At 43.2% G+C, this 23176-nt stretch carries 21 protein-coding genes, 1 tRNA gene and 1 riboswitch; of the genes, 2 read left to right on the forward strand and 20 right to left on the reverse strand.

Annotated elements, in window-relative coordinates; all coding sequences use genetic code 11:
- Positions 1-17: 17 nt before the first annotated feature.
- From AABM38_RS21240 to AABM38_RS21300, 13 genes are all read right to left on the reverse strand, one after another.
- Positions 18-764: an alpha/beta hydrolase gene (locus tag AABM38_RS21240; protein WP_423408153.1), complete on the reverse strand. Its 747-nt coding sequence runs from the start codon at positions 762-764 to the stop codon at positions 18-20.
- Positions 765-1506: 742 nt separating this feature from the next.
- Positions 1507-1740, reverse strand: a complete 234-nt coding sequence (secG, locus tag AABM38_RS21245; RefSeq protein WP_335374789.1) for a preprotein translocase subunit SecG — start codon at positions 1738-1740, stop codon at positions 1507-1509.
- Between the two features lie 140 nt (positions 1741-1880).
- On the reverse strand, positions 1881-2636 hold the full coding sequence (locus AABM38_RS21250) for a polysaccharide deacetylase family protein (RefSeq protein ID WP_423408154.1): 756 nt from the start codon (positions 2634-2636) through the stop codon (positions 1881-1883).
- A 244-nt stretch (positions 2637-2880) separates the two neighbouring features.
- Positions 2881-4179, reverse strand: a complete 1299-nt coding sequence (gene eno / locus AABM38_RS21255) for a phosphopyruvate hydratase (RefSeq protein WP_335374787.1) — start codon at positions 4177-4179, stop codon at positions 2881-2883.
- Between the two features lie 12 nt (positions 4180-4191).
- Positions 4192-5730 carry a 2,3-bisphosphoglycerate-independent phosphoglycerate mutase gene (gene gpmI, locus AABM38_RS21260; protein ID WP_423408155.1) on the reverse strand — a complete coding sequence of 513 codons (1539 nt, stop codon included), beginning with the start codon at positions 5728-5730 and terminating at the stop codon, positions 4192-4194.
- Entirely contained in the window at positions 5723-6484 is a 762-nt protein-coding gene (tpiA, locus tag AABM38_RS21265; RefSeq protein WP_423408156.1) for a triose-phosphate isomerase, read from the reverse strand. Before tpiA ends, gpmI begins: the two co-directional genes overlap by 8 nt.
- Before the next feature lie 196 nt (positions 6485-6680).
- Positions 6681-7865 (reverse strand): phosphoglycerate kinase, encoded by a 1185-nt coding sequence (locus AABM38_RS21270; RefSeq protein ID WP_423408157.1) that lies wholly within the window; start codon positions 7863-7865, stop codon positions 6681-6683.
- Positions 7866-7994: 129 nt separating this feature from the next.
- Entirely contained in the window at positions 7995-9002 is a 1008-nt protein-coding gene (gene gap, locus AABM38_RS21275) for a type I glyceraldehyde-3-phosphate dehydrogenase (RefSeq protein ID WP_335374783.1), read from the reverse strand.
- 87 nt (positions 9003-9089) lie between these two features.
- Positions 9090-10115, reverse strand: coding sequence for a sugar-binding transcriptional regulator (locus tag AABM38_RS21280; protein WP_423408158.1), 1026 nt, complete (start codon positions 10113-10115; stop codon positions 9090-9092).
- 123 nt (positions 10116-10238) lie between these two features.
- Positions 10239-10499: a glutaredoxin family protein gene (locus AABM38_RS21285; protein ID WP_423408159.1), complete on the reverse strand. Its 261-nt coding sequence runs from the start codon at positions 10497-10499 to the stop codon at positions 10239-10241.
- Positions 10500-10950: 451 nt separating this feature from the next.
- A complete protein-coding gene (rpoN, locus tag AABM38_RS21290) occupies positions 10951-12285 on the reverse strand; it encodes an RNA polymerase factor sigma-54 (protein ID WP_423408160.1) in 1335 nt (444 codons plus the stop codon).
- Positions 12286-12641: 356 nt separating this feature from the next.
- Positions 12642-13016 (reverse strand): YciI family protein, encoded by a 375-nt coding sequence (locus tag AABM38_RS21295; RefSeq protein ID WP_423408161.1) that lies wholly within the window; start codon positions 13014-13016, stop codon positions 12642-12644.
- A 637-nt stretch (positions 13017-13653) separates the two neighbouring features.
- Positions 13654-13725: transfer RNA gene (locus AABM38_RS21300), tRNA-Arg, on the reverse strand.
- Positions 13726-14050: 325 nt separating this feature from the next.
- On the opposite strand from AABM38_RS21300, the gene clpP reads away from it, so the two are divergent.
- Complete coding sequence (gene clpP, locus AABM38_RS21305; protein WP_335374778.1) at positions 14051-14656, forward strand: ATP-dependent Clp endopeptidase proteolytic subunit ClpP; 606 nt, start codon at positions 14051-14053, stop codon at positions 14654-14656.
- Positions 14657-14699: 43 nt separating this feature from the next.
- Here the strand turns inward: clpP and AABM38_RS21310 are convergent, their stop codons facing one another.
- The 6 genes from AABM38_RS21310 to trxB all read right to left on the reverse strand — a co-directional run bounded on the left by AABM38_RS21310 (position 14700) and on the right by trxB (position 20235).
- Positions 14700-14957 (reverse strand): HPr family phosphocarrier protein, encoded by a 258-nt coding sequence (locus tag AABM38_RS21310; protein ID WP_423408162.1) that lies wholly within the window; start codon positions 14955-14957, stop codon positions 14700-14702.
- 24 nt (positions 14958-14981) lie between these two features.
- Positions 14982-15929: a DNA-binding protein WhiA gene (whiA, locus tag AABM38_RS21315; RefSeq protein WP_423408163.1), complete on the reverse strand. Its 948-nt coding sequence runs from the start codon at positions 15927-15929 to the stop codon at positions 14982-14984.
- 293 nt (positions 15930-16222) lie between these two features.
- The gene (locus AABM38_RS21320; protein WP_335374775.1) at positions 16223-17206 is read right to left on the reverse strand and encodes a YvcK family protein; all 984 of its coding nucleotides are present in this window, start codon (positions 17204-17206) and stop codon (positions 16223-16225) included.
- Positions 17203-18096 (reverse strand): RNase adapter RapZ, encoded by an 894-nt coding sequence (rapZ, locus tag AABM38_RS21325; RefSeq protein WP_423408164.1) that lies wholly within the window; start codon positions 18094-18096, stop codon positions 17203-17205. The genes AABM38_RS21320 and rapZ overlap by 4 nt, the downstream gene beginning before the upstream one ends.
- 211 nt (positions 18097-18307) lie before the next feature.
- Positions 18308-18766: an NUDIX hydrolase gene (locus AABM38_RS21330; protein WP_423408165.1), complete on the reverse strand. Its 459-nt coding sequence runs from the start codon at positions 18764-18766 to the stop codon at positions 18308-18310.
- A 518-nt stretch (positions 18767-19284) separates the two neighbouring features.
- Complete coding sequence (gene trxB, locus AABM38_RS21335) at positions 19285-20235, reverse strand: thioredoxin-disulfide reductase (RefSeq protein ID WP_423408166.1); 951 nt, start codon at positions 20233-20235, stop codon at positions 19285-19287.
- A 285-nt stretch (positions 20236-20520) separates the two neighbouring features.
- Positions 20521-20629: riboswitch (TPP riboswitch) on the forward strand.
- Positions 20630-20751: 122 nt separating this feature from the next.
- Between trxB and tenA the strand changes: the two genes are divergently transcribed.
- Entirely contained in the window at positions 20752-21441 is a 690-nt protein-coding gene (tenA, locus tag AABM38_RS21340; protein ID WP_423408167.1) for a thiaminase II, read from the forward strand.
- A 101-nt stretch (positions 21442-21542) separates the two neighbouring features.
- Here tenA and AABM38_RS21345 read toward each other — a convergent pair whose 3' ends face one another.
- Entirely contained in the window at positions 21543-23051 is a 1509-nt protein-coding gene (locus AABM38_RS21345; RefSeq protein ID WP_423408168.1) for a tetratricopeptide repeat protein, read from the reverse strand.
- Positions 23052-23176 lie beyond the last annotated feature (125 nt).

Here is a 23176-nt window from a genome sequence, read left to right on the forward strand (position 1 = left end):
TTAAAGTTTCTATCCTTTTATTCTTTCCAATTTAACGTTTCTAAAAACGTATAAACATCTTCGTGGAGCTGGTCACGCTCTTTATCGAGCGTAATCACATGCCCAGATTCCTCATACCATTTTAGTTTTTTATTATCCGATTCTACCGCATTGTAAATGATATTCGCACTATCTGGATTGATCATATGGTCATTGCGTGCCTGAACAACAAAAGTTGGCGCATAGATCATGTCAACATTCTCCCTGACTTCCGTAATCAAGCCCTGAAGTGCTTTAAGAGTGACCATGGATCCGTTTCTTAAGACATCGACTTCAGACTCAATCTGTTCAGGCGGTTTTCCTTCCATCCTCTTATACTCTTTTGCATACTCAAGTACACCGTGATACATGATTTCCTCTGTTTTGATATACATAGGTGCACACATTGGGACAATTCCCATCACAGGAACTGTATAACCTAATTTCAGGGAGAAAACTCCGCCCAATGACAAACCTGCTACGGCAATCTCTTCGTAGCCCTCGTTCTTAAGGAATTCATAGCCGCCAATGGCATCCTGCCACCAATCTTCAGGACCAGTATGTATAAGTTCTTCAGGCGGTACTCCATGTCCTTTGAAAATTGGCGCGTGGCAAGTGTATCCCTTTCCTTCCAAAAATCTCCCCAGCATCCGCACATCAGCAGAATTGCCGGTGAAGCCATGCAGCAGCAGAACTGCTCTTTTTCCAGCTTTAAATGTAAAAGGTCTTGGTACTAACTTTCTCATTTTCCTACTCCCTCTATATTATGAATCTTAGTATGGATAAATTATCTTCCTTAGTTTTAACAAACCACCAGTTAACAATCCAATAAAAAGCCTTTAAATGTGAACATCGTTACAGCTATTTTTCCTCTTACATACCAATGACGCCAATTGGAACATCGGTGTAGCTATTTTTCCTCTTTCATTGTTCCAATGACGCCTATTGGAACATCGTTGCAGCTATTTTTCCTCTTTCATTGTTCCAATGATGCCTATTGGAACATCGGTGCAGCTATTTTTCCTCTTTCATTGTTCCAATGACGCCTATTGGAACATCGGTGTAGCTATTTTTCCTCTTTCATTGTTCCAATGACGCCTATTGGAACATCGGTGTAGCTATTTTTCCTCTTTCATTGTTCCAATGACGCCTATTGGAACATCGGTGTAGCTATTTTTCCTTTTTCATTGTTCCAATGATGCCTATTGGAACATCGGTGTAGCTACTTTTCCTCTTTCATTGTTCCAATGACGCCAATTGGAACATCGGTGTAGCTATTTTTCCTCTTTCATTGTTCCAATGACGCCTATTGGAACATTGCAGACTCAATATATTCGTTCTAACCATGCCTATATATGTAAATACCCATTATTACGAGAAATATGTAAACCACTCTGCTGCATTAACGCGCTGGGGGTCAGACCCCCAGCGCGTTAATGCGCCAAAGCACAACAAAACCCGGCCTCTTCTGAAGCCGGGTTCTGTGTATTATAGCTTGAAATAAGTAACGGCAATAGTTATAACAAAGAATAAAACGGATAGAACTACAGTGATGCGGTGCAGGATCAAATCAAGTCCTCTTGCTTTTTGCTTTCCGAACAATTGCTCAGCGCCGCCGGAAATGGCACCGGATAGACCAGCACTCTTACCTGATTGAAGCAGAACGACTCCGATCAGCCCAATGCTGACAATCACTAATATAACAGTTAAAAATGTATGCATGACGTACCTCCCGATAAAACCTACTTAACAGTATTTTAAATTTATCACATTTTGAGGAATGAAACAACACTTGTCCGAATAGTTGTGAATTTTTACAAAAAAAGAAACACAATGGATTGTGTTTCTTAAAAGATGTCTGTTTAACGGATTGAGGCTGGCAGGAATGAGTTTGACCTGAACAGCAAATCCGATACTGTTGTGCACTTATAGCCTTTCTTATACAGGATTTCAAGAATCTGCTCGAGAGCTTTGACTGTTTGGGTCCTGTCACCGCCAGCATCGTGGAAGATAATCACATCTCCTGGCCTCGTATCTGAAATGACATTTTCGACGATTTTGTTGGCACCCGGCTTGCTCCAGTCTCTCGTTTCCTGATGCCAGGACCAGAGAATTACATTATACCCTTCAGCAACTGCTGTATCGATAATTTCTTCATCATAATATCCGGCAATAGGGCGGAATAGCGTAGGCTGGTAGCCAGTTAATTCCTTGATGACTTTCTCGCTTTTTTCCAATTCCCTTTTTAGCATAGCCGGCGAATGTCCGTCACGGAAATGATGGCGATATGTGTGATTCGCCACTTCATGCCCTTCCCTCGCCTCGCGCTTTACGATCTCAGGATATCTTGCCGCTTCTTCACCGATGACGAAAAAGGTTGCTTTCGCATTGTATTTACCGAGGGCATCAAGAATTTGGGCTGTATAAAGGGGATCAGGTCCATCATCGAAGGTTAATGCCACCAGCTTTTCATCCACTGGAATATCCCAAAATACGTGTCCTGTCTTTTCGAATTTGTCTCTTTTCACGGAAGAAGGTGTTGAATCAGCTTCCACCCTCGGCTGTCCGCCTATTATGCAAAATATGATCATACCAGCTAAAAGTAATCTCTTTTTCATATCAACTGGCTCCTATCTTTAGTTGGTACAACATATTTTGCTCATTTCCGTTTGTTTTTGGTCACGAAAATACAAATGGATATATTTAACCTTGGAGCAATGAGTAAGGAACTTTACAAAAAGAAAAAAGTCTTTTTTATTTACCGAAAATTGATTTCTTCTCCATTAGGGGCAGGAAAGAATACCATAAAAAAAACGCCGGCAGCATCGTCATGTTGTCGGCGTTTTATTTTACCTAATAGAATTACTTCTTAAGGTTGTAGAAAGATTTGATTCCGTTAAAGCGAGCTGTTTCGCCAAGCTGGTCTTCGATACGAAGAAGCTGGTTGTACTTCGCTACGCGATCTGTACGTGATGGAGCACCAGTCTTGATTTGGCCAGCGTTTGTTGCAACAGCGATATCAGCGATTGTTGCATCTTCTGTTTCACCAGAACGGTGAGAGATGACAGCTGTGTAACCTGCACGCTTCGCCATTTCGATAGCGTCGAAAGTTTCAGTCAAAGTACCGATTTGGTTAACTTTGATCAAGATTGAGTTGCCAACGCCTTGCTCAATACCTTGAGAAAGCTTCTTAGTGTTTGTAACGAACAGGTCGTCACCAACAAGCTGAACTTTTCCGCCAAGGCGCTCAGTCAATAGCTTGTGGCCTTCCCAGTCGTTTTCATCCAAACCGTCTTCGATTGAGATGATTGGGTATTTAGAAGACATTTCCGCGTACCAGTCAACCATTTCTGCAGATGTTTTAACAACGCCTTCACCAGAAAGGTGGTACTTGCCGTCTTCTTTGTTGTAGAACTCAGAAGAAGCAGCGTCCATAGCTAGCATCACTTGCTCGCCTGGCTTGTAGCCAGCTTTTTCGATTGCTGTAACGATTGTTTGAAGAGCTTCTTCGTTTGAACCAAGGTTTGGAGCGAATCCACCTTCGTCACCTACAGCTGTGTTCAAGCCTTTTTCTTTAAGAACTGACTTCAGGCTGTGGAAAATTTCAGCACCCATGCGAAGTGCTTCACGGAAGTTTTCAGCGCCAACTGGCATTACCATGAATTCCTGGATGTCTACGTTGTTGTCAGCGTGCTCGCCGCCGTTCACGATGTTCATCATTGGAACTGGAAGCTGCTTCGCGTTGAATCCGCCAAGGTATTGGTATAAAGGAATGTCTAGGTAGTCTGCAGCAGCGTGTGCAACAGCCATGGAAACACCAAGGATTGCATTTGCGCCCAATTTACCTTTGTTTTCTGTTCCGTCTAACTCGATTAGCGCGTGGTCGATGCCAACCTGGTCAAGAACGTTGAACTCTTCGCCGATTAAGAATGGAGCGATGATTTCGTTCACGTTTTCAACTGCTTTAAGAACACCTTTTCCAAGGTAGCGGCTCTTGTCGCCGTCACGAAGCTCAACTGCTTCGTATTCGCCTGTTGAAGCACCACTTGGAACTAGCGCGCGTCCGAAAGCGCCTGATTCTGTGAAAACTTCTACCTCAACTGTTGGGTTACCGCGGGAATCCAATACTTCACGTGCATATACGTCTGTAATAAATGGCAAAGTAATCTCTCCTTATTTTTTAATTAATGATGTTCCAGTCATTTCTGCTGGCTGTTCGAGTCCTAAAAGTTCAAGTATGGTTGGTGCAAGGTCGCCAAGAATTCCGTCTTCACGGAGTTCAACGCCTGATTTCGTCACGATGACAGGCACCGGGTTTGTCGTATGTGCTGTCATTGGTGAGCCTTCAAGTGTCACAACTTCATCCGCGTTTCCGTGGTCAGCTGTGATAATCGCAGTGCCGCCTTTAGAAACAATCAGGTCAACAATGCGTCCAAGGCATTCATCCACTGTTTCAACAGCCTTGATTGTTGGCTCAAGCATGCCTGAATGTCCAACCATATCCGGGTTCGCAAAGTTCAAGAGAATTGCATCGAAATTGTCAGCTTCGATTTCCCCGATCAACGCATCCGTCACTTCGTATGCGCTCATCTCAGGCTGCAAATCATAAGTCGCAACCTTTGGAGAGTTGATGAGAATTCTCTGCTCTCCAGGGAACTCCTTCTCACGGCCGCCGCTCATGAAGAACGTTACATGTGGATACTTTTCCGTCTCCGCAATGCGCAGCTGGCTCATGCCTGCCTGTGAAATCACTTCTCCTACTGTATTATCGAGGTTTGTTGGCTTAAATGCAACAAAACCATCGACTGTCTCACTAAAATGGGTTAAGCATACAAAGTGAAGATTTTCAGGATGCCCAGGTCCCCGGTCAAATGAACGGAAATCTTTATTTGTAAAAGTGTTAGAAATCTGGATTGCGCGGTCAGGACGGAAGTTGTAGAAAATCACAGCATCGTCATTCTTAACCGTTGCAACAGGTGAACCATCTGGCTTCACAAGGACAGATGGAACAACGAATTCATCGAAGATACCATTGTTGTAGTTATCTTCAATGAGCTCCATTGGGTTTGAATACGTAGGTCCGTCGCCGTACACCATTGAACGATAGGATTTCTCTACACGTTCCCAGCGCTTGTCACGGTCCATTGAATAGTATCGCCCAGAAATAGTCGCAAATTCACCGACTCCGATTTCACTCATTTTTTCTAATGTTCGTTTGATATAGCCTGGCGCCGTTTGAGGTCCAACATCGCGACCGTCAAGGAAGCCGTGTAAGTAAACCTTTGTAAGGCCTTCACTTGCCGCAAGCTTCAAGAGAGCAAACATGTGCTCAATATGGCTGTGAACGCCGCCATCTGACAGCAGTCCCATTAAGTGAAGGGCAGTACCTTTTTCCTTTGCATGCTTGATTGCCGCAAGGAATGTTTCATTCTTTTCAAATTCGCCTTCACGGATTGAAATATTCACGCGTGTAAGGCTCTGGTAAACAATGCGGCCAGCACCGATGTTCAGGTGTCCAACCTCAGAGTTTCCCATTTGGCCCTCTGGAAGACCAACCGCTTCACCACTCGCAATCAATTGCGCATGCGGATAGTTATTCCAGTAGCGGTCAAAATTCGGCTTTTTTGCCTGGGCAACGGCATTCCCCATCCGTTCGCCGCGCAATGCGAAGCCGTCCAGAATGATTAAAGCTGTTGGTGACTGTTTACTCATGAGTACCTGCCTCCAATAATTGTACGAAGGAATCTGTCTCTAAGCTTGCACCGCCGACTAATGCGCCGTCGATATCAGGCTGTGACATATATTCCTGGATGTTTCCTGGTTTTACACTTCCGCCGTACTGAATACGTACCGCTTCTGCTACTTCCGGAGAAAACAGTTCTGCAATCACATTACGGATGTGTGAACAAGTTTCGTTAGCATCTTCAGCAGTAGAAGATTTGCCAGTTCCAATCGCCCAGATTGGCTCATAAGCGATGACCGTCTGCTTTACTTGCTCGTCTGAAAGGCCGTTAAGAGCAGCTTTGATCTGGCCGCCAACAAATTCGTTGGTTTCGCCATTTTCACGTTGTTCCAGCGTTTCACCGCAGCAAACGATTGGAGTCAGATTGTAGTTGAATGCAGTTAAAGTCTTTTTATTAACACTTTCATCCGTTTCATTGAACATTTCACGGCGTTCTGAGTGTCCGATGATAACATATTTCACACCGATGTCTTCCAATGCTTTCGGGCTGACTTCGCCTGTAAAAGCACCGTTTTCTTCAAAGTGCATGTTTTGTGCGCCGATTTCAAGTTCTGATCCATTTGTTAGCTCAACTAATTGTCCAAGGAACAATGCTGGCGCGCAAACTACAGATTCAACCTTATCCTTTGAAGGAACAAGACCGCTTACTTTCTCAATGAAATCCTTTGCTTCAGGCAGCGTTTTATGCATTTTCCAGTTACCTGCAATAATAGGTTTTCGCATGCTGACACTTCCTTTCGAGTTTCCTGCTTTACTTAAGCAGTATGGCTTATTAACCTTATCTTACATGTGTAAAAGTTATTAAAATTCCCCATTGGATGTTGGGCTGTCGTTGTTTATCAGAGCGATCGTGCAGCAGCTGGCAGGATCCGCACCCTTGCACTGCTGCTGCAGTGCTCCTGAATATCTCTAAATCCGATTACTTATCGTTCAATGCCACAACGCCTGGAAGCTCTTTGCCTTCCATGAATTCAAGGGAAGCACCGCCGCCCGTTGAGATGTGGCTCATTTTATCAGCAAGGTTGAATTTCTCAACTGCTGCCGCAGAGTCTCCTCCGCCGATGACCGAATATGTATCGCTCGCATCGGCTAACGCTTGTGCTACAGCTTTTGTTCCTTCAGCGAATGTATCGATTTCAAACACGCCCATCGGCCCGTTCCAGATGACCAATTTAGACTTTTGAATCACATCGCGGTAAGTTTCAGCTGTTTTAGGTCCGATATCAAGAGCTTCCCAGTCAGAAGGAATTTCTTCAATCGATACGACCTTTGTATTTGCATCAGCAGAAAAATCATCAGCAACGATGACATCAACAGGCATATAGAAGTTAACGCCCTTTGCCTTTGCTTTTTCCATGAAGCTCTTAGCCAATTCAATTTTATCTTCTTCTAAAAGAGATTTACCAACCTCGTGGCCTTGTGCTTTTACGAATGTATAAGCAAGACCGCCGCCGATGATCAGGTTATCTACTTTTTCTAATAGGTTATCAATAACGCCGATTTTATCTTTAACCTTCGCTCCGCCGATGATAGCTGTAAACGGACGCTCAGGGTTTGATAAAGCTTTCCCAAGAACCTCAAGCTCTTTTTCCATCAAGAAGCCTGAAACAGCTGGAAGGTGCTTGGCAATACCTTCTGTTGAAGCATGCGCACGGTGTGCTGCTCCGAATGCATCGTTCACATACACATCTGCAAGCTCAGCAAATGCTTTTGCAAGTTCAGGATCGTTTTTCTCTTCGCCTGGATAGAAGCGGACATTCTCAAGAAGAAGGACATCGCCCTCGTTCATGCTGTCGATTTCAGATTTTACAGAGTCGCCATATGCTTCATCTGTTTTCTTTACATCTTTTCCAAGCAGCTCAGACAAACGCTTTGCTACTGGAGTCAAACGCAATTCTTCAACAGCCTGCCCTTTTGGACGGCCAAGGTGGCTTGCAAGAAGGACTTTCGCTCCCTGCTCAACTAGATACTGGATTGTTGGAAGTGCAGCACGGATTCTTGTATCATCCGTAACCTGTCCATCCTTCATCGGCACGTTAAAATCAACGCGGCAAAAAACTCGTTTTCCTTTTACATCCACATCTTTAACTGTCTTTTTATTCAAGGCTAGAGACCTCCTTTAAAATAGCGCCTGAGCGCTTTTAAGCAGAAAAAGAGGAGAGGGACTTTTCCCCGCTCCCCAATTCACACCACTACATTATAGTCGTTAATGGATGGTTTATCCAATGATAGCTTACAGACCTTTTTTAGCGATGAAATCAACAAGGTCAACTACACGATTAGAGTAACCAGACTCGTTGTCATACCAAGAGATTACTTTTACCATGCTGCCTTCCATAACCATTGTTGAAAGTGCATCGATTGTAGAAGAGTTTGCACAGCCATTGTAGTCGCTAGATACAAGCGGCTCTTCGCTGTATCCAAGGATACCTTTAAGTTCGTTTTCAGAAGCCTTCTTGAATGCTGCGTTGATTTCTTCAACTGTTACGTCTTTTTCAAGCTCAGCAACAAGGTCAACTAATGATACGTTTGGAGTTGGAACACGCATAGCTCCACCGTTCAATTTGCCTTTAAGCTCAGGCAATACTAGAGAAACTGCTTTTGCAGCACCAGTTGTTGTAGGAATGATGTTTTCCGCAGCCGCACGTGCACGACGGTAGTCTTTGTGCGGAAGGTCAAGGATTTGCTGGTCATTTGTGTAAGAGTGAACTGTTGTCATCATACCGCGCTTGATGCCGAAGTTGTCGTTCAATACTTTTGCAAATGGAGCCAAGCAGTTTGTTGTACAAGATGCATTAGAGATTACATGGTGGTTAGCTGCATCGTACTTGTCGTCGTTAACACCCATAACGATTGTGATATCTTCGTCAGATGCTGGAGCAGAAATGATAACTTTCTTAGCGCCTGCTTCTAAGTGTTTCGCAGCGTCAGCACGCTTAGTGAAACGTCCAGTTGATTCTACAACTACTTCTACGCCAAGGTCGCCCCAGCCAAGTTGTGCAGGATCTCTTTCAGCAAGAACCTTTACTTTGTGGCCATCAACTACTAGGTAGTCTCCGTCAACTGTAATTTCTTTATTTAAAGTACCGTGTACAGTGTCATATTTTAAAAGATGAGCAAGCATGTTTGCATCAGTTAAATCGTTAACTGCCACTACTTCTACGTTAGGGTTGTTAAGTGCTGCGCGGAAAACTACGCGTCCAATACGTCCAAATCCATTAATACCAACTTTTACTGCCATGTTTATTTCCTCCTTCGAGTCCTTAAAGATGTTTTTTATTGACTTTGTTAACTCAGTAGTGATTAACAAAGCCTTTATATTAAGGTGTTACCCTTGTAACAATTGTTTGGCGGCTCCCTCATCCGTAATGAGGATTGTTGAGGAAGGTGCCTGTTTCATATAAGCTCTGATCGCCTTTGCCTTTGATTCACCGCCGGCAACCGCGATAACATCGCCTATATTCGCGAGGTCATTGAGCTGAAGACCGATCGTCAACACTTTGTGGACGATTTCCCCTGCTTCGTTAAAATAATAGCCGAAAGCCTCGCCGACTGCTTTGCCTTTGAGGATGTTCTGCAAATCCTCAGGGCTGGTATTACGACGTTCCGCCATTGTTATAGCGTCTCCAATACCATGTAAAACCATGCTCGCGGATTTAACTAAATTCCATACCTCGTAAATCAGTGGTTCTTTAATGAAAGAGTCGTAAATCTCGCTGCTGACTTGGTCTGGCACATAAAATACCCTGTGACGCGATTTTGTATTGTCCGCCATATTTGCGCAAATCGTGTTTGCCTGATTCTTGACGTCCTCACCAATCCCACCCCTTGCCGGCACAAACAGCAAATCCTTTTCGCCAAAGTCTGGTGTCAGCATATTCGCTACCGCCGCCATCGTCGATCCGCCTGTCACAGCAATGATATTCTTGCTATGCAGAAGACTTTGCATGCAATCGGCAGTCGCGCGGCCAAGTTCGCTTTTCACCCATGGTGAGCGGTCACTATCCCCAGGGACAACAATCACCCTCCGGATGCCCATGCTCTCCTTTAGCTTGCGCTCTAATGAGTTAATACCCATTATATCGCGCATTACACTATCAAGACTTTCCAGTATATCTTTTCCCTCATTCGTCAGTGTCATTCCCTGAACCGACATCGAGATCAGATTCTGGTCCTTCAAAAATTCCACCTCTGAACGCAAAACCCTCTCTGTCAGGTTCAAGCTGACGGAAAGGTTTCTCCTGCCTACTGGCTGCATCACGTTTATGTACTGCAGGATGAGGTATCGTTTTTGCATAACTTGCATTAAATCGGGCAATATTCTTTTTTGAATATCAATGAGCGAATCGTGCATAATGATATTCTCCTTTTTCACTGTTGGTCATAAAATGTCCCGCTAAGACATATTATGTCCCACCTGCGGTAAAAAAAATCACCCCTGCTACAGATTTCATTTTAACAGGAGTGAAAACTCAATTCAACTAATAAACTCAAGGTTTTTTCTTGTAAACGCTTCACTTATGAATTTTTTGTTCACAATGCCATATTGAAGCTCTTCCCCGTCCAATTCCACGACCGGAATCATGATTCCATACTTTTCTACGAGCTGATCATCAAGGTCAATGTTGATTTCTTCTATTGTAAAATTCCACTGTTGCTGCAAGTCCTCAAGTACTTCCCTGGCTGTCTCGCACAGGTGGCAGCGTGGCCGGGAATAAAGTTTGACTGTTTTTTTCATGAGTTCTCCTTTAAATGATTTCTTTTTTATCTTGGCTCTGTTAAAGCTCAATGTTGTTTTTTAAACCTGTTGATTGTAGTGGAAGGCGCGAAGACTCCTGCGGGCGCAACTGGTCAGGTGAGACCCCGCAGGAGCAAAGCGACGAGGAGGCTCAGCGCCAGCCCCGCGGAAAGCGAAGCGCCTGGAACGAAAATCAACAGCCCTGTTTAACAGAGCCTTTATCTTTGAATTGACTAAGCAATACCTAATATTTATTCCGAAAAAACCGATTGGATTATATTCCGGAATTTTGCGTTTTATTCCGGAAAAATCAATTATATTCCGGAATTTTGCGTTTTATTCCGGAAAAATCAATTATATTCCGGAATTTTGCGTTTTATTCCGGAAAAGTCAGTTATATTCCGGAATTCTATGTTTTATTCCGAAATCATAAAAAACAAACCATGTAAAATCAATCAAAACGTTTCCGCTTTGAGGAAGAAGGGATGCCAAGCTGGTCACGGTATTTGGCTACGGTTCTCCGGGAAACCACCATGCCTTCCCTCTCTTTTAACATTTCGACGATATCCTGATCCGAAACTGGCTTTTGCTTATTTTCTTCTTTTATATAAGCTTCGATCGCTGCTTTTACCTTTTGCGATGAAGCTTGATCGTTTTCTGTAGTTTGCACAGCACTTGTGAAAAAATATTTCAGTTCATAAGTACCGGCTGGTGTCTGCATATATTTTTCCCTGACGGTCCGGCTTACCGTAGATTCATGGATTTCAAGTTCCTCAGCGACTTCCCTCATCGTCATCGGATTCAAGTGGGCGGGTCCAATCAGGAAAAACTCCCTTTGCTTTTCAATGATCTTCATCGAAACCTTTAACAGCGTCTCCTTCCGTTGCTCAAGGCTGCGCTGGATCCATTGAAAATCCCCCTGTTTTTCCTGGAGGAATTTATTCACTTCCTGATCTTTATGGTTTGAAAGCTGACGGTAATATCCTTCATTAAATGAGATTTTGGGGATCAAGGCATCAAACACACTGACTGACAGCTCTTCGCCGTCACGCTTCACCACCACGTCAGGTACGATGTAAGCGGGCTTCTCTCTTTGAAAAATAGCTCCTGGCTTTGGATTTAGCTGCTGGACATAATCATGGACTTTTTGGATGTCCTTTATATCAATACTCAGCATTTTCGCCAGTGCTTTCCACTTTTTCTCGGCAAAAAGCAGGAAGTGTTCAGCGATGATCCTTTTGGATAGCTCATTTTCTGGTGTTGGGTTCTTACGCTCCAGTTGAAGGAGCAGGCACTCTTGAAGGTCCCGAGCGGCGATTCCCGCTGGATCCAGGGCCTTTAGTTTTTTCAGCACTGAATTTACGGCTTCTTCTGGCTGGTTCAGTCTTTTTGTAAGGTCATCCTTCAGGTAACCGTTTTCATCTATCGTTTCAATTAATACATGTAAAATTTGTTTTTCTTCAGGTGTAACATGAAGCAGATTTAATTGTGAAAGGAGATAGTTTTCGAGAGTCTCGCTTTCACTCGAGCCAATTTGCTCAATCAGGTTTTTCTGATCACGCTCGAAAGTCTTTTTCAACGTCTTTCTCGTGCGGTCCATACTTGAATCAAAAGTAGTGATATTTTTAAAGTCAACTTGAATCAGGGGATTTTCCATTGATTTAGCTTCAAGAAAAGCAGCAAGCTCCTGAGCAGAGTACTGCAAAAGCGCAATCGCCTGAGAAAGCTCTTGAGTCATTGCCAATTTTAATGTCTGCTTCTGCCATAATCCGGCTTTAAGATCCATCTAAATCACCCCTGCACTTATTTTACATGATAAATAGACATTGGTGTATGGAAAGAATTTGGCATCGCTTTCAAAATTGGCCATAATGCTTTGGTCAAATCGAAATAAGAAAAAACCCCTTGCCTAAAATCAGACAAGAGGTTTTGGCAGCGCCCTCGGCAGGAATCGAACCCACATTAAAAATAATGAAAGAGAAACACCTAAAACATTCCTCAAAACAAGACTAACTTTGACCTAAGCTTTAATCCCAATTAAAGCAAATATTAATCCTAACAAAACGAAAATCATAGGTAAAAATATGCTTACACTAGGATGTACTCCATTATTGATTACTAGGCAACATCCTTTATGGTAACTCATTTATCATTCTTAAAGTAATGAACAGGACGGATTTCAATACGCCAGCCAAACTCTTCCCCTCTGCTGATTTGTGTTGTCGGATGCAGAGAGGCTAGCTGGATCGCCTCATCCATTCCCTCTGCTTCAAAAATAAATATGCTGCCGATCAGCTCTTTCGTTTCTGTAAACGGACCATCTGTTACGATAACCTTACCGTTTACACGGCGTAAGCTTTTGGTCTCTGACTCCAGACCAGCATCAATCAGCACCTTACCGCTTTCATAAAAATTCTCAACGACAGGCTGGCATTCACTCATAACGGCATCAATCTCTGCCCTTGGGCGTGCATCCATTTTTTCAGGGTTGAAATAGCCCATACATAAAAATATCATTATCATCTCTCCTAGATCACTCAGATTTTTGTATCTATTGAAAATTGTTTATATCAACAGCCGTTCTTCTAGATTTTTTTATTACCTTCTCTTTATTTCCATAAAAAGTTGCCATTCTCCTTTAAGGAAAAACGCATCCATTGTTTTTCGTCATTTATATTCACGAGCATGTATTCAAATATGTTCTCCCTCAAGCATTCAAAATTCGCCCTGGCTACGTAACATTCTGCCGTAGTTGCCCTCTGGATTCTGGATATGATTTGTATTGATTTTTCAGATGTCCGTTACAGGAATATCAAGATCTACGTAAGCACTAACCGTTTGCATTCACTTCTTCTGATAATACTTAACGGTTTCGCTCGAAAGTCAACAATAGGAAAAAAATTCATTAACTGCGTCGTTAAAGGTTACTGATTTATTCTGAGTAGTTGTTGGAATAGTGTCTAGCGCTCGAGCTAAGGGATTAGTAACGCCTTTTCTGCGCCGCATAGAAGAGCCCCCTTCGAAAAGATTCGTAAGGCTGGCTATATATTTACGTGGTAATATCGTGGTTTTTCTAACGGTAAAATAACGCAAAAAAAATGCCCCCACGTTCATAATAGAACGCAGAGGCACTGCAAACTAACGAAAATATAAGCGCCCTCGGCAGGAATCGAACCCACATCTCAAGAACCGGAATCTTACGTGCTATCCGTTGCACCACGAGGGCCTATTTTTAATAGTTGTACCGCTTAACCAAGTTAGCGTTACGCTTACCTATTATAGGGTAGATTCATTGGCTTTGCAAGACTGATTTTTTGTTTAAAATGTGCAATCATGGGTAAGATGGATACGGTAGAGTTAATTGGTCAAAATGATCAAATTTATTGTCGAACAGTTTCTAAAGGCTTTGTAAGCGATTCGTTTGACCTTTATTGACCATGCGTGTATCATTAAAATACATAGCTATTCTGGCAAACAAACCAATTACTGCCAGCTTGCTTACTGCCGTTACATGGCACTGAAGATCTTTATGCTAAAGGAGGAAAACAAACATGAACTTGATTCCTACAGTTATTGAACAAACGAATCGTGGCGAACGGGCATATGACATTTATTCCCGCCTTTTAAAGGATCGCATCATTATGCTAGGAAGCGGGATTGATGACCATGTCTCCAATTCAATCGTAGCCCAGCTATTATTCCTGGAAGCTGAAAACCCAGAAAAAGACATATCCATCTACATCAATAGCCCTGGCGGCAGCATCACTGCCGGTATGGCAATCTACGATACAATGCAGTTCATCAGACCGGATGTACAAACAATCTGTATCGGTATGGCTGCATCAATGGGTGCATTCTTACTTGCTGCTGGAACTAAAGGGAAGCGTTATGCCCTTCCAAACAGTGAAGTCATGATTCACCAGCCACTTGGCGGTGCCCAAGGTCAAGCGACTGAAATTGAAATCGCTGCTAAGCGCATTCTTTTCCTTCGTGAAAAATTGAATACCATCCTTTCTGAGCGCACTGGCCAGCCTCTTGACGTAATCGCTAAGGATACAGACCGCGATAACTTCATGACAGCTGAGCGTGCAAAAGAATATGGTCTAGTAGACCAAATCATTACACGCAACGTGCTTGAAGAAAAGAAAGATAAGTAATTTTTAAAAAAACTCGTTCCTTTAAAGGGAACGAGTTTTTTGATTAATTTTCTTTTTGGATATATTCAGCAAGCTTTTCCAAAGCTTCCTCTTCATCATTGCCTTCCGCGATTAAGTTTACAGATGCACCGGCACTTACGGCAAGGCTCATCAATCCCATGATGCTCTTCGCATTTACCTTTTTCCCATCCTTCTCAAGGAAAATATCGGATGAGAAGCGGTTCGCTTCCTGTACAAACAATGCTGCCGGGCGAGCTTGTAAACCAGTTTTCAACTTCACTTCAACCTGTTTTTCTACCATTTTGTTATTTCCTCCTCTAACCCTCTATTTATTTATGATCTGTCCGGCTCGCAGTTTGTCTGCGATTTCATCGATCTTTCTCAGCCGGTGATTGATTCCTGATTTACTGATGGCACCGCCGGTAACCATCTCCCCGAGCTCTTTCAACGTAACATCCTGGTAATCGACCCGAAGCTGGGCGATCTCCCTTAGCTTATCCGGTAAAATGTGCAGACCTACCGTATCCCGGATATAACGAATATTTTCAACCTGACGAAGAGCTGCGCCAATCGTCTTGTTCAAGTTAGCAGTTTCACAATTCACCAGGCGATTAACCGAGTTTCTCATATCCCGGACAATCCGGATATCCTCGAATCTCATCAACGCATTATGTCCGCCGACAATGTTCAGAAACTCTGTAATTTTTTCCGCCTCTTTTAAATAGGTGATAAATCCTTTCTTCCGTTCGAGCGTTTTGCTGTTCAGTCCAAAAGTATTCATCAATTCACATAACGATTCATTATGCTCCTGGTACATGGATGCAATCTCCAAATGGTAGGAAGAAGTCTCCGGGTTATTGACGGAACCTCCGGCAAGGAATGCACCTCTAAGATAAGAACGCTTACAACATTTCTTTTTCACTAGTTCTTGGGAAATATCATGAATGATTTCAAAGCCTTCTCCTAAAATCTTCAAATCCTCCAGAATTTCTCGGGCCGATTCCTTCAAGCGGACAATATAAACATTATTCTTTTTCAGCCGCATTTTTTTGCGGACAAGCAGTTCTACCTGGACCTGATAGCTTTTTTTGATCAGGGTATAGATCCGCCGTGCAATGGCAGCATTTTCAGTCTGAATGTCTACGATGAGCTTACGATTTGAGAAGGAAAGGGAACCATTCATCCTGATCAGGGCGGAAAGTTCCGCTATGGAGCAGCAGCCCTTTGTATCAATGTTCGTGAGTTCCTTTTTTGTTTCCGAAGCAAACGACAACCTTCTCACCCCCTAAATATAGAAAGCACAAGCGCTTCTGATTAGCCTAAAAAGTTCCATACATCGATTTTCTCGGTGTTTAAGCAGAACTTAAGAGGACTGGTCTCTCAAGTAACTGATGGAATGGCATTCACTGGACAGAACGACCTCTTCAGGCGCTTGAACTGTTTTTGACAATACTGTCTATTTTTTCGGCTATGCTAGTTGGTTTCCGCTCCAATCACCAGGTGCTAAAAATCAACATTGACCTTAACACAGCCATTTTTTAAGGAGACAAACGCTTGCATCTTATATTACGCGTTATATCTCTTTTTAGTTTCATTTAAAATCATAGAATACAAAATTTCTGATACTTTTTTGGTATCATGCCTGATCACATTTCCATCAAGCTCTGCTATTTCCTCCTGAACGATCTCAATCCCAAGAGCCATCAACTTTTCCAAATCAAAATGAACGGGTTGTGCGAGCTCCTCTTTATAACGCAGCTCGACATCTGGAGGGATTGTTTCATTATTCACAAGAATCGTATCGATAAATGCACAATCCATATGGTCATAGATTGCCTTGATATGGTCACTTGCTGTAAAGTTATGCGTTTCCCCTGCCTGGGTCATTAAATTGCAAATATATACTTTACGAGCCTGGGCTTTGCATACTTCCTGTCCAAGCCTTTTAACAAGCAGGTTTGGCAAGATACTTGTGTACAGGCTGCCCGGTCCGATGACAATCAAATCTGCTTCCCTGATTGCCTGAAGTGTTTCCGGAAGCGGCTTGACGTTTTCTGGATTCAAAAATACTCTTTTGATTCGCTTGCCTGAATAAGGAATTTTCGATTCCCCTCGAACAATGCTGTCATCTTCCATAACAGCATTTAACATGACACTTCGATTCGCAGCAGGCAGTACTTTTCCTCTGACATTCAAGACCTTGCTCATTTCCTGAATCGCGTGGACAAAGTTTCCTGTAATCGATGTCATTGCAGCCAGGATGAGGTTACCAAGCGAATGTCCGGATAATTCATTGGACGTATTGAAGCGGTGCTGGAACATCTCCTCAATCAACGGTTCTACATCGGAGAGTGCAGCCAGGACATTCCGGATATCTCCAGGGGGAGGAATTTGCATATCCTCCCGGAGCCTGCCGGAGCTGCCGCCATCATCGGCAACCGTCACGATCGCCGTAATATCTACTGGGTGCTTCTTCAATCCCCGCAGCAGGACTGGCAGGCCGGTTCCACCCCCGATGATGACGATTCTTGGCAGTCCATTCGTACTCATGTTGGCTGTCCCTTCCTTTTATCTATATCCCTATGCGTGACACGGGTATGATAGTCCTTTTCGAAAAACTTGGCGATATTCTCAGCAAGGGCAACAGACCGGTGCTGGCCGCCAGTGCAGCCAATAGCGATAATAAGCTGTGCCTTCCCTTCACGCTTGTAATGAGGGAGCATAAAGCTTAAAAGGTCCGTCACCTTTTCTAAAAACTTATTCGTTTCACTCCATTTAAGGACATAGGTTGAAACTTCTTCATCTAGGCCGGTTTTAGGGCGCATATGGTCAATGTAATGCGGGTTCGGCAAAAAGCGAACGTCGAAAACAAGATCCGCATCAATCGGGATGCCATGCTTAAAACCAAATGACATCACATTCACAGTGAATGTCGCCTGCTTATTCTCCGAAAATTCCTCAAGGATTTTTTCCCTGAGCTCCTTCGGCTTCATATCTGTCGTTTTGTATATCGTTTGGGCTCTTCCTTTTAATTCCTCAAGCAATTCACGTTCAAGCCTAATTCCTTCAAGCGGAAGGCCTGATGGAGCAAGCGGATGCGAACGTCTCGTCTCTTTATATCGGCGTACGAGGGTTGAGTCATCAGCGTCGAGGAACAAAACCTGTGGTGCCACCCACGATGTCTCAGCCAAATCATCCAGCGCTTTAAATAGCGAATCAAAAAATTCACGGCCGCGCAAATCCATGACGAGGGCCACTTTATTCATTTTTGTGCCTGATTCCTTCATCAGCTCCATGAACTTTGGAAGCAATGTAGGCGGCAGATTATCAACGCAGAAAAACCCTAGATCTTCAAAACTCTGGATGGCAACAGTTTTCCCCGCTCCAGACATCCCTGTAATAATCACCAGCTGGGTATCGGTAGTCGATCCGGTACTCATTTCTCTTTCCCCCTGAAAGTGAAGTAGTTATTTTTATAGCTATTATTAAGAAAAGCGCAAGCGCCTTGGTCTGCCCCGACAAGCGCTGGAGGGCCGACCAGTGAAGTCGTTCTTTGACTTCATTGGGCGGACCGAAGCGACTCGAGGGGCTAGGCGCTGGAGCTGGACATTTCTCGAAGTGAAAATTTTACTTTCTTATCTTATTAAAAAATCAATTTGGATCGAGCCTGTAGTTAATCAGCTCAAAATCCGGTGTATAAGTAAAGGCTCCATAGATAATGCCCTGTCCATGGACCATATAATCCAGGATATGATAATCCCCCGCTGCCATCGGAAGCTCTTTAATACGATCAAGTTCATGCCAGGAGATCGTTCCCTCTTCCGATTCATCGAGATTGATGCCGTCTGCCTCGGTCGCATAAAAAGTAAACATCATCCACTCAGAAATAACTTGATCATCTTCCTTGATGACAAAAGTGAAAATCCCTTTAATCTGGGGATTCCGAAGGTAAATTCCTGTCTCTTCACGAAATTCGCGGATACAGGAGTCCTTTACTGTTTCCCCCGGTTCCATTTTTCCGCCCGGAGCCACCCACCAATTGCGGCGCGGCTTTTGCAGCAGCAAAATCTTATTATCTTTAACCAAAACACAATTCGTCACGCGCTGCATCAATTCCACCTCAAAATATGGTTTATCACTAAATGGCCGAACTTTTATTCTTTCCATTATACTATTTTTAGATTTTCGCCACAATGAATACAAAAATGATATTTCTGTTAATGAATTTTTTAGCTGGAAATATTAATATTATCCAAAGTAAAACGTTGAGGAACGATTCTCTAAAGCTGAAGTCATAAGGCAGGATCTCTTGATGGAAATTCGGGGTGTTATACCAATGTCTGAAAGCCTGTATTAATTTTTTACAAAAAAAGGAGCACAGGATAACCTGTGCCGTCAAAGGATTATATTTTTAAAAGGGGGTCAATTTCTATTCCTATAATACCCCATGATTGTTTCACTACTGTTACAGAAGAATTAATATATAATTACGTTTTGTTAATTTATACCGCAAGGAACTTTTTTTACCAGCAAAAAGGAAATTTTTATTAATTCACTTGTATTTTTATTCCGCACAAAACTAATTCCCCGCAGGCAAAGTTCCTGCGGGGGATTTTAAATTGCTTGTTTTAAGCGTTCGCTTTTAATTCTTCAAGCAATTCTTCTACATAATGCTGTGCGTTCTGTGCAGCGATACTGCCATCGCCAGTAGCTGTTACGATTTGGCGAAGTGTTTTTTCACGGATATCGCCAGCTGCGAAGATGCCTGGAACTTTCGTTTCCATAAGCTCGTTCGTTTCGATATATCCGCTGCTGTTTGTGATTCCAAGGCTTTCGAATGGCTTTGTTAAAGGAACCATTCCGATGTAGATGAATACACCGTCAGCCGGGAATTCCATTTCTTCGCCATCTTTTGTCGATACAAGCGTCACGCTGCCAACCTTGCCGTCTTTATCGTTGATTTGCTTAACATTGTGACTCCAGATGAAGTCGATTTTCTCATTAGCAAACGCGCGATCCTGAAGGATTTTTTGCGCGCGAAGCTCATCGCGTCGGTGAACGATTGTTACTTTTGAAGCGAAACGTGTTAAATAAACGCCTTCTTCAACCGCAGAGTCGCCACCGCCGACAACTAGAAGTTCCTTATTTTTAAAGAATGCTCCATCACATACAGCACAGTAAGAAACGCCGCGTCCGCCCAATTCCTGCTCGCCAGGAACACCGATCTTTTTATATTCTGCACCTGCAGAAATAATAATTGAGCGTGCTTTGTATTCTTTGCTGCCAGCTTTGATCGTTTTGTATTCTTTGCCGTCGATGACTTCTTTTACATCACCATAAGCATATTCAGCACCGAATTTTTTAGCGTGTTCGAACATTTTAGTTGAAAGCTCAGGTCCAAGAATGTGATCAAATCCAGGATAGTTTTCAACTTCTTCCGTATTGGCCATCTGTCCGCCAGGAACGCCGCGTTCAAGCATCAATGTAGATAAATTCGCACGCGATGTATAAACGGCAGCCGTCATGCCTGCCGGGCCGGCACCGATAATGATGACATCATAAATTTTCTCTTCTGACATGGTGTACAACTCCTTTAAAAATCAAAATCCGCATTAACTTCCGTTTTCATTCGAAAATAGTATTTCCTGCCTAAACATATCCTATAAAACAAGAGGCATATAGTCCAAAAATATGCTTAGAAAATTTGGCTGTTCACGTAATTGACAATAATGATTTGAAGCGAAAAAAATTCATTAGTTGAGGTCATAGGTTCCTTGTGAACTTTTTTTCTGATCAGCTTTATTCTTTGACAATTTTCTGAAGGGTGTTATGCTGATTTACAGATAATAATTAAATACGCAAAATTCATCTGCTAGGGGAGCCTTTTGTTAAGGCTGAGATTAAAGTGAAACTTTAAGACCCTTGGAACCTGATCTGGATCATACCAGCGTAGGGAAGTGGAGTATCTGGAGCTTTTTTTGTTTCACCATGCCGCCAATACAACCACTTTCTGCCTAAAGAAAGTGGTTTTTTTATTGGGAAAAAGCATCCTTTGCCGGCAGGATGTTGAATCTTTATAAACCAGGAGGTCTTTTATGTCTACTTTTACACAGTTGATTCGCCAAGAAGCAAATGAGATTTGGGAAGCGAATTTTAACCACCCATTCGTCCAGGGAATCGCCAAGGGGACTTTATCTCTTGAAAGCTTTAAATATTATATTTTGCAGGACTCTTATTACCTCTCCCATTTTGCCCGTATCCAGGCAATTGGTGCATCGAGAGCTGAGGATTTATCCATAACGGCAAAAATGGCTGCCCATGCCCAGGGTACATATCAGGCCGAGCTTAGTTTACATGAAAGTTTTATGGGACAGCTTGGGGTCACGAAGGAGGACTTGAAAAGCTTCGAGCCAGCTCCGACTGCCTACGCCTATACTTCACACCTTTACCGAGTTGCTGCCTCGGGAAGCCTGGGGGAAATCATTGCCGCTATCCTTCCCTGCTACTGGATTTACCACGAGATTGGAGAACTGCTTAAGAATGCTGCTCCTGAAACGCCAGTTTACCAGGAATGGATCGCCGCTTATGGAAGCGACTGGTTCACCGAGCTTGTGAACGAGCAGATCAATCTTCTTGATGCTCTTGCAGAAAAAGCTTCAGACTATGAAAAAGAAAAAATGAAACAGCACTTTTTGATCAGCTGCCATTACGAGCTGCAATTCTGGGAAATGGCCTTCACGCTGGAAGGATGGTCTACCAATCAATTAAAGTCCATCGCAAAGTAAGCATCCTCAAAAGAAAAAAAGTGTCATACCCATTTGGGCATGACACTTTTTTGCAAAAATCGCTAACCACATTCTGCAAGCAGAAGGATTAACCTCTTAAGTTATATGCTGTCTTCTTCATGAAGAAATTCGTTCGCCAAACTAATATATTTTGAAAGTGTTGAAACGGACAGTCCGTATTTATTTGCAACTGCTTGTTTCGAAGTCTTGATATTTCTTAGCTTATCCCAGAGATAATCTACAGCGGCTGCCCATGCTTTCTTATTTTTAAAATCATAGCCAGCTTCTACTGCCTGCTCAAATACAGAAAACCACATAATATAAACACCGGCTTCGTTTTTCCCGATCGGCTGATGGTGATCATACAATAGCTTAGCTGTTTCATGCGCGCCGGCCACTTCTTCCTTCTGATCGTTCAACTTGCCTGAAGCGACGTATGCGAGGTACGATTTCTCGACTTCCGTCATTTTATCCGTCGACTTTTCCGCAGCAAGGATCTCTTTCTTTTTTGAAGAAACAGATGTCAGGAAGAGGGCGAATAATCGTTCTTCAGGATAATCACTGTTCAGCTGATGAAGAATCGCCGCCACCTGCGACTCGAATTTACCGCCTGGGTTTTCTGCCCAAGGTTCCATTCCCTCTTTTTCAGGAGTGTATTCGAGGACCTTTTTCCAAATCACTCTTGCATAATGCTCCCTGCCGGTAAAATAGGATGCATGCGCCAGCCAGTAATAGAAGGCACCATCGCCTTCAAATCCTGTTTTCTGCAGCTTCTTCAGCCATCTGTAAGCGAGTTCGTATTCTCCAACAAGTGCAAATGTGGCACCAAGCTTGAACTGATGTTCAACGTGGATTGGATGGATTTTACCCAAAGAATTCTTCAGATCCTCGACTTCCGCAGTCTGATTCTGATAGTGAGCAAACACTAATGCATTGCACAAAGCGTGAAGGTTGCCTGGGTTTTGCTCCAGCACATCATTAAGGATTTCCCTTGCCTTGATCGTTTCACCAAGGTAAAAATACGCCAGCGCCAGATTATTGTACGCAGACCAGTATTCCGGATACTCTTCGATGACTTCATGGAAAATCTCGATCGCCTTCGGAAATTCGCCAGATTCAAGGTGGTTCCTGGCCTCTTCCTGCTTGATGATCAAATCATCTTCTTCATAATAGTCTTCATCCATTTCCTCTGCTTCGAGCGTGAGCAGTTCAAGGAGATCATTTGCATCCTCCGCAAACTCCCCATCTTCATTCAATTCTAAGTAAAGGTTCGCATGCCTGAACGCATCTCTAAATAAGCCCATATGAGCGTAGTTATTTGCTAAGAAATAATGGCACTCTGCCATGTTTTCATCAAGTTCTTCGAGGATCAAGTGCAAAAGACGGTTAGACTGCTGGTATTCCCCCAACTCCGATTGCACAATGGCCAGCTGGCACATGATCATCGGTTCGCCGGGCTCAAGCTGCATCGCGCGCTGGAAATACTTCTCAGCCTTCTTAAGATCCCGTCTATGGAAAGCCTTGACCCCTTTGGTGAAGTAATATTCACCGGTAGGAACGAACGACAGCAATTGTCCCTTTTGCTTCATTGCTTTAGAGTCTTTTCCCATGTGATCCTCCGTAAAACGTTTTTAACTAAGGCTCTTTTCGTATGCCAAGTTGCATTTATGACTTGGTGCATGGATCCATCCTTTTGATGAACCATTATCGAAAAGTCATCCCGTATCGCATTCCT

Source organism: Heyndrickxia sp. MSNUG, from assembly GCF_049532715.1.
In the GTDB taxonomy this organism is placed as follows: Bacteria; Bacillota; Bacilli; order Bacillales; family Cytobacillaceae; genus Mesobacillus.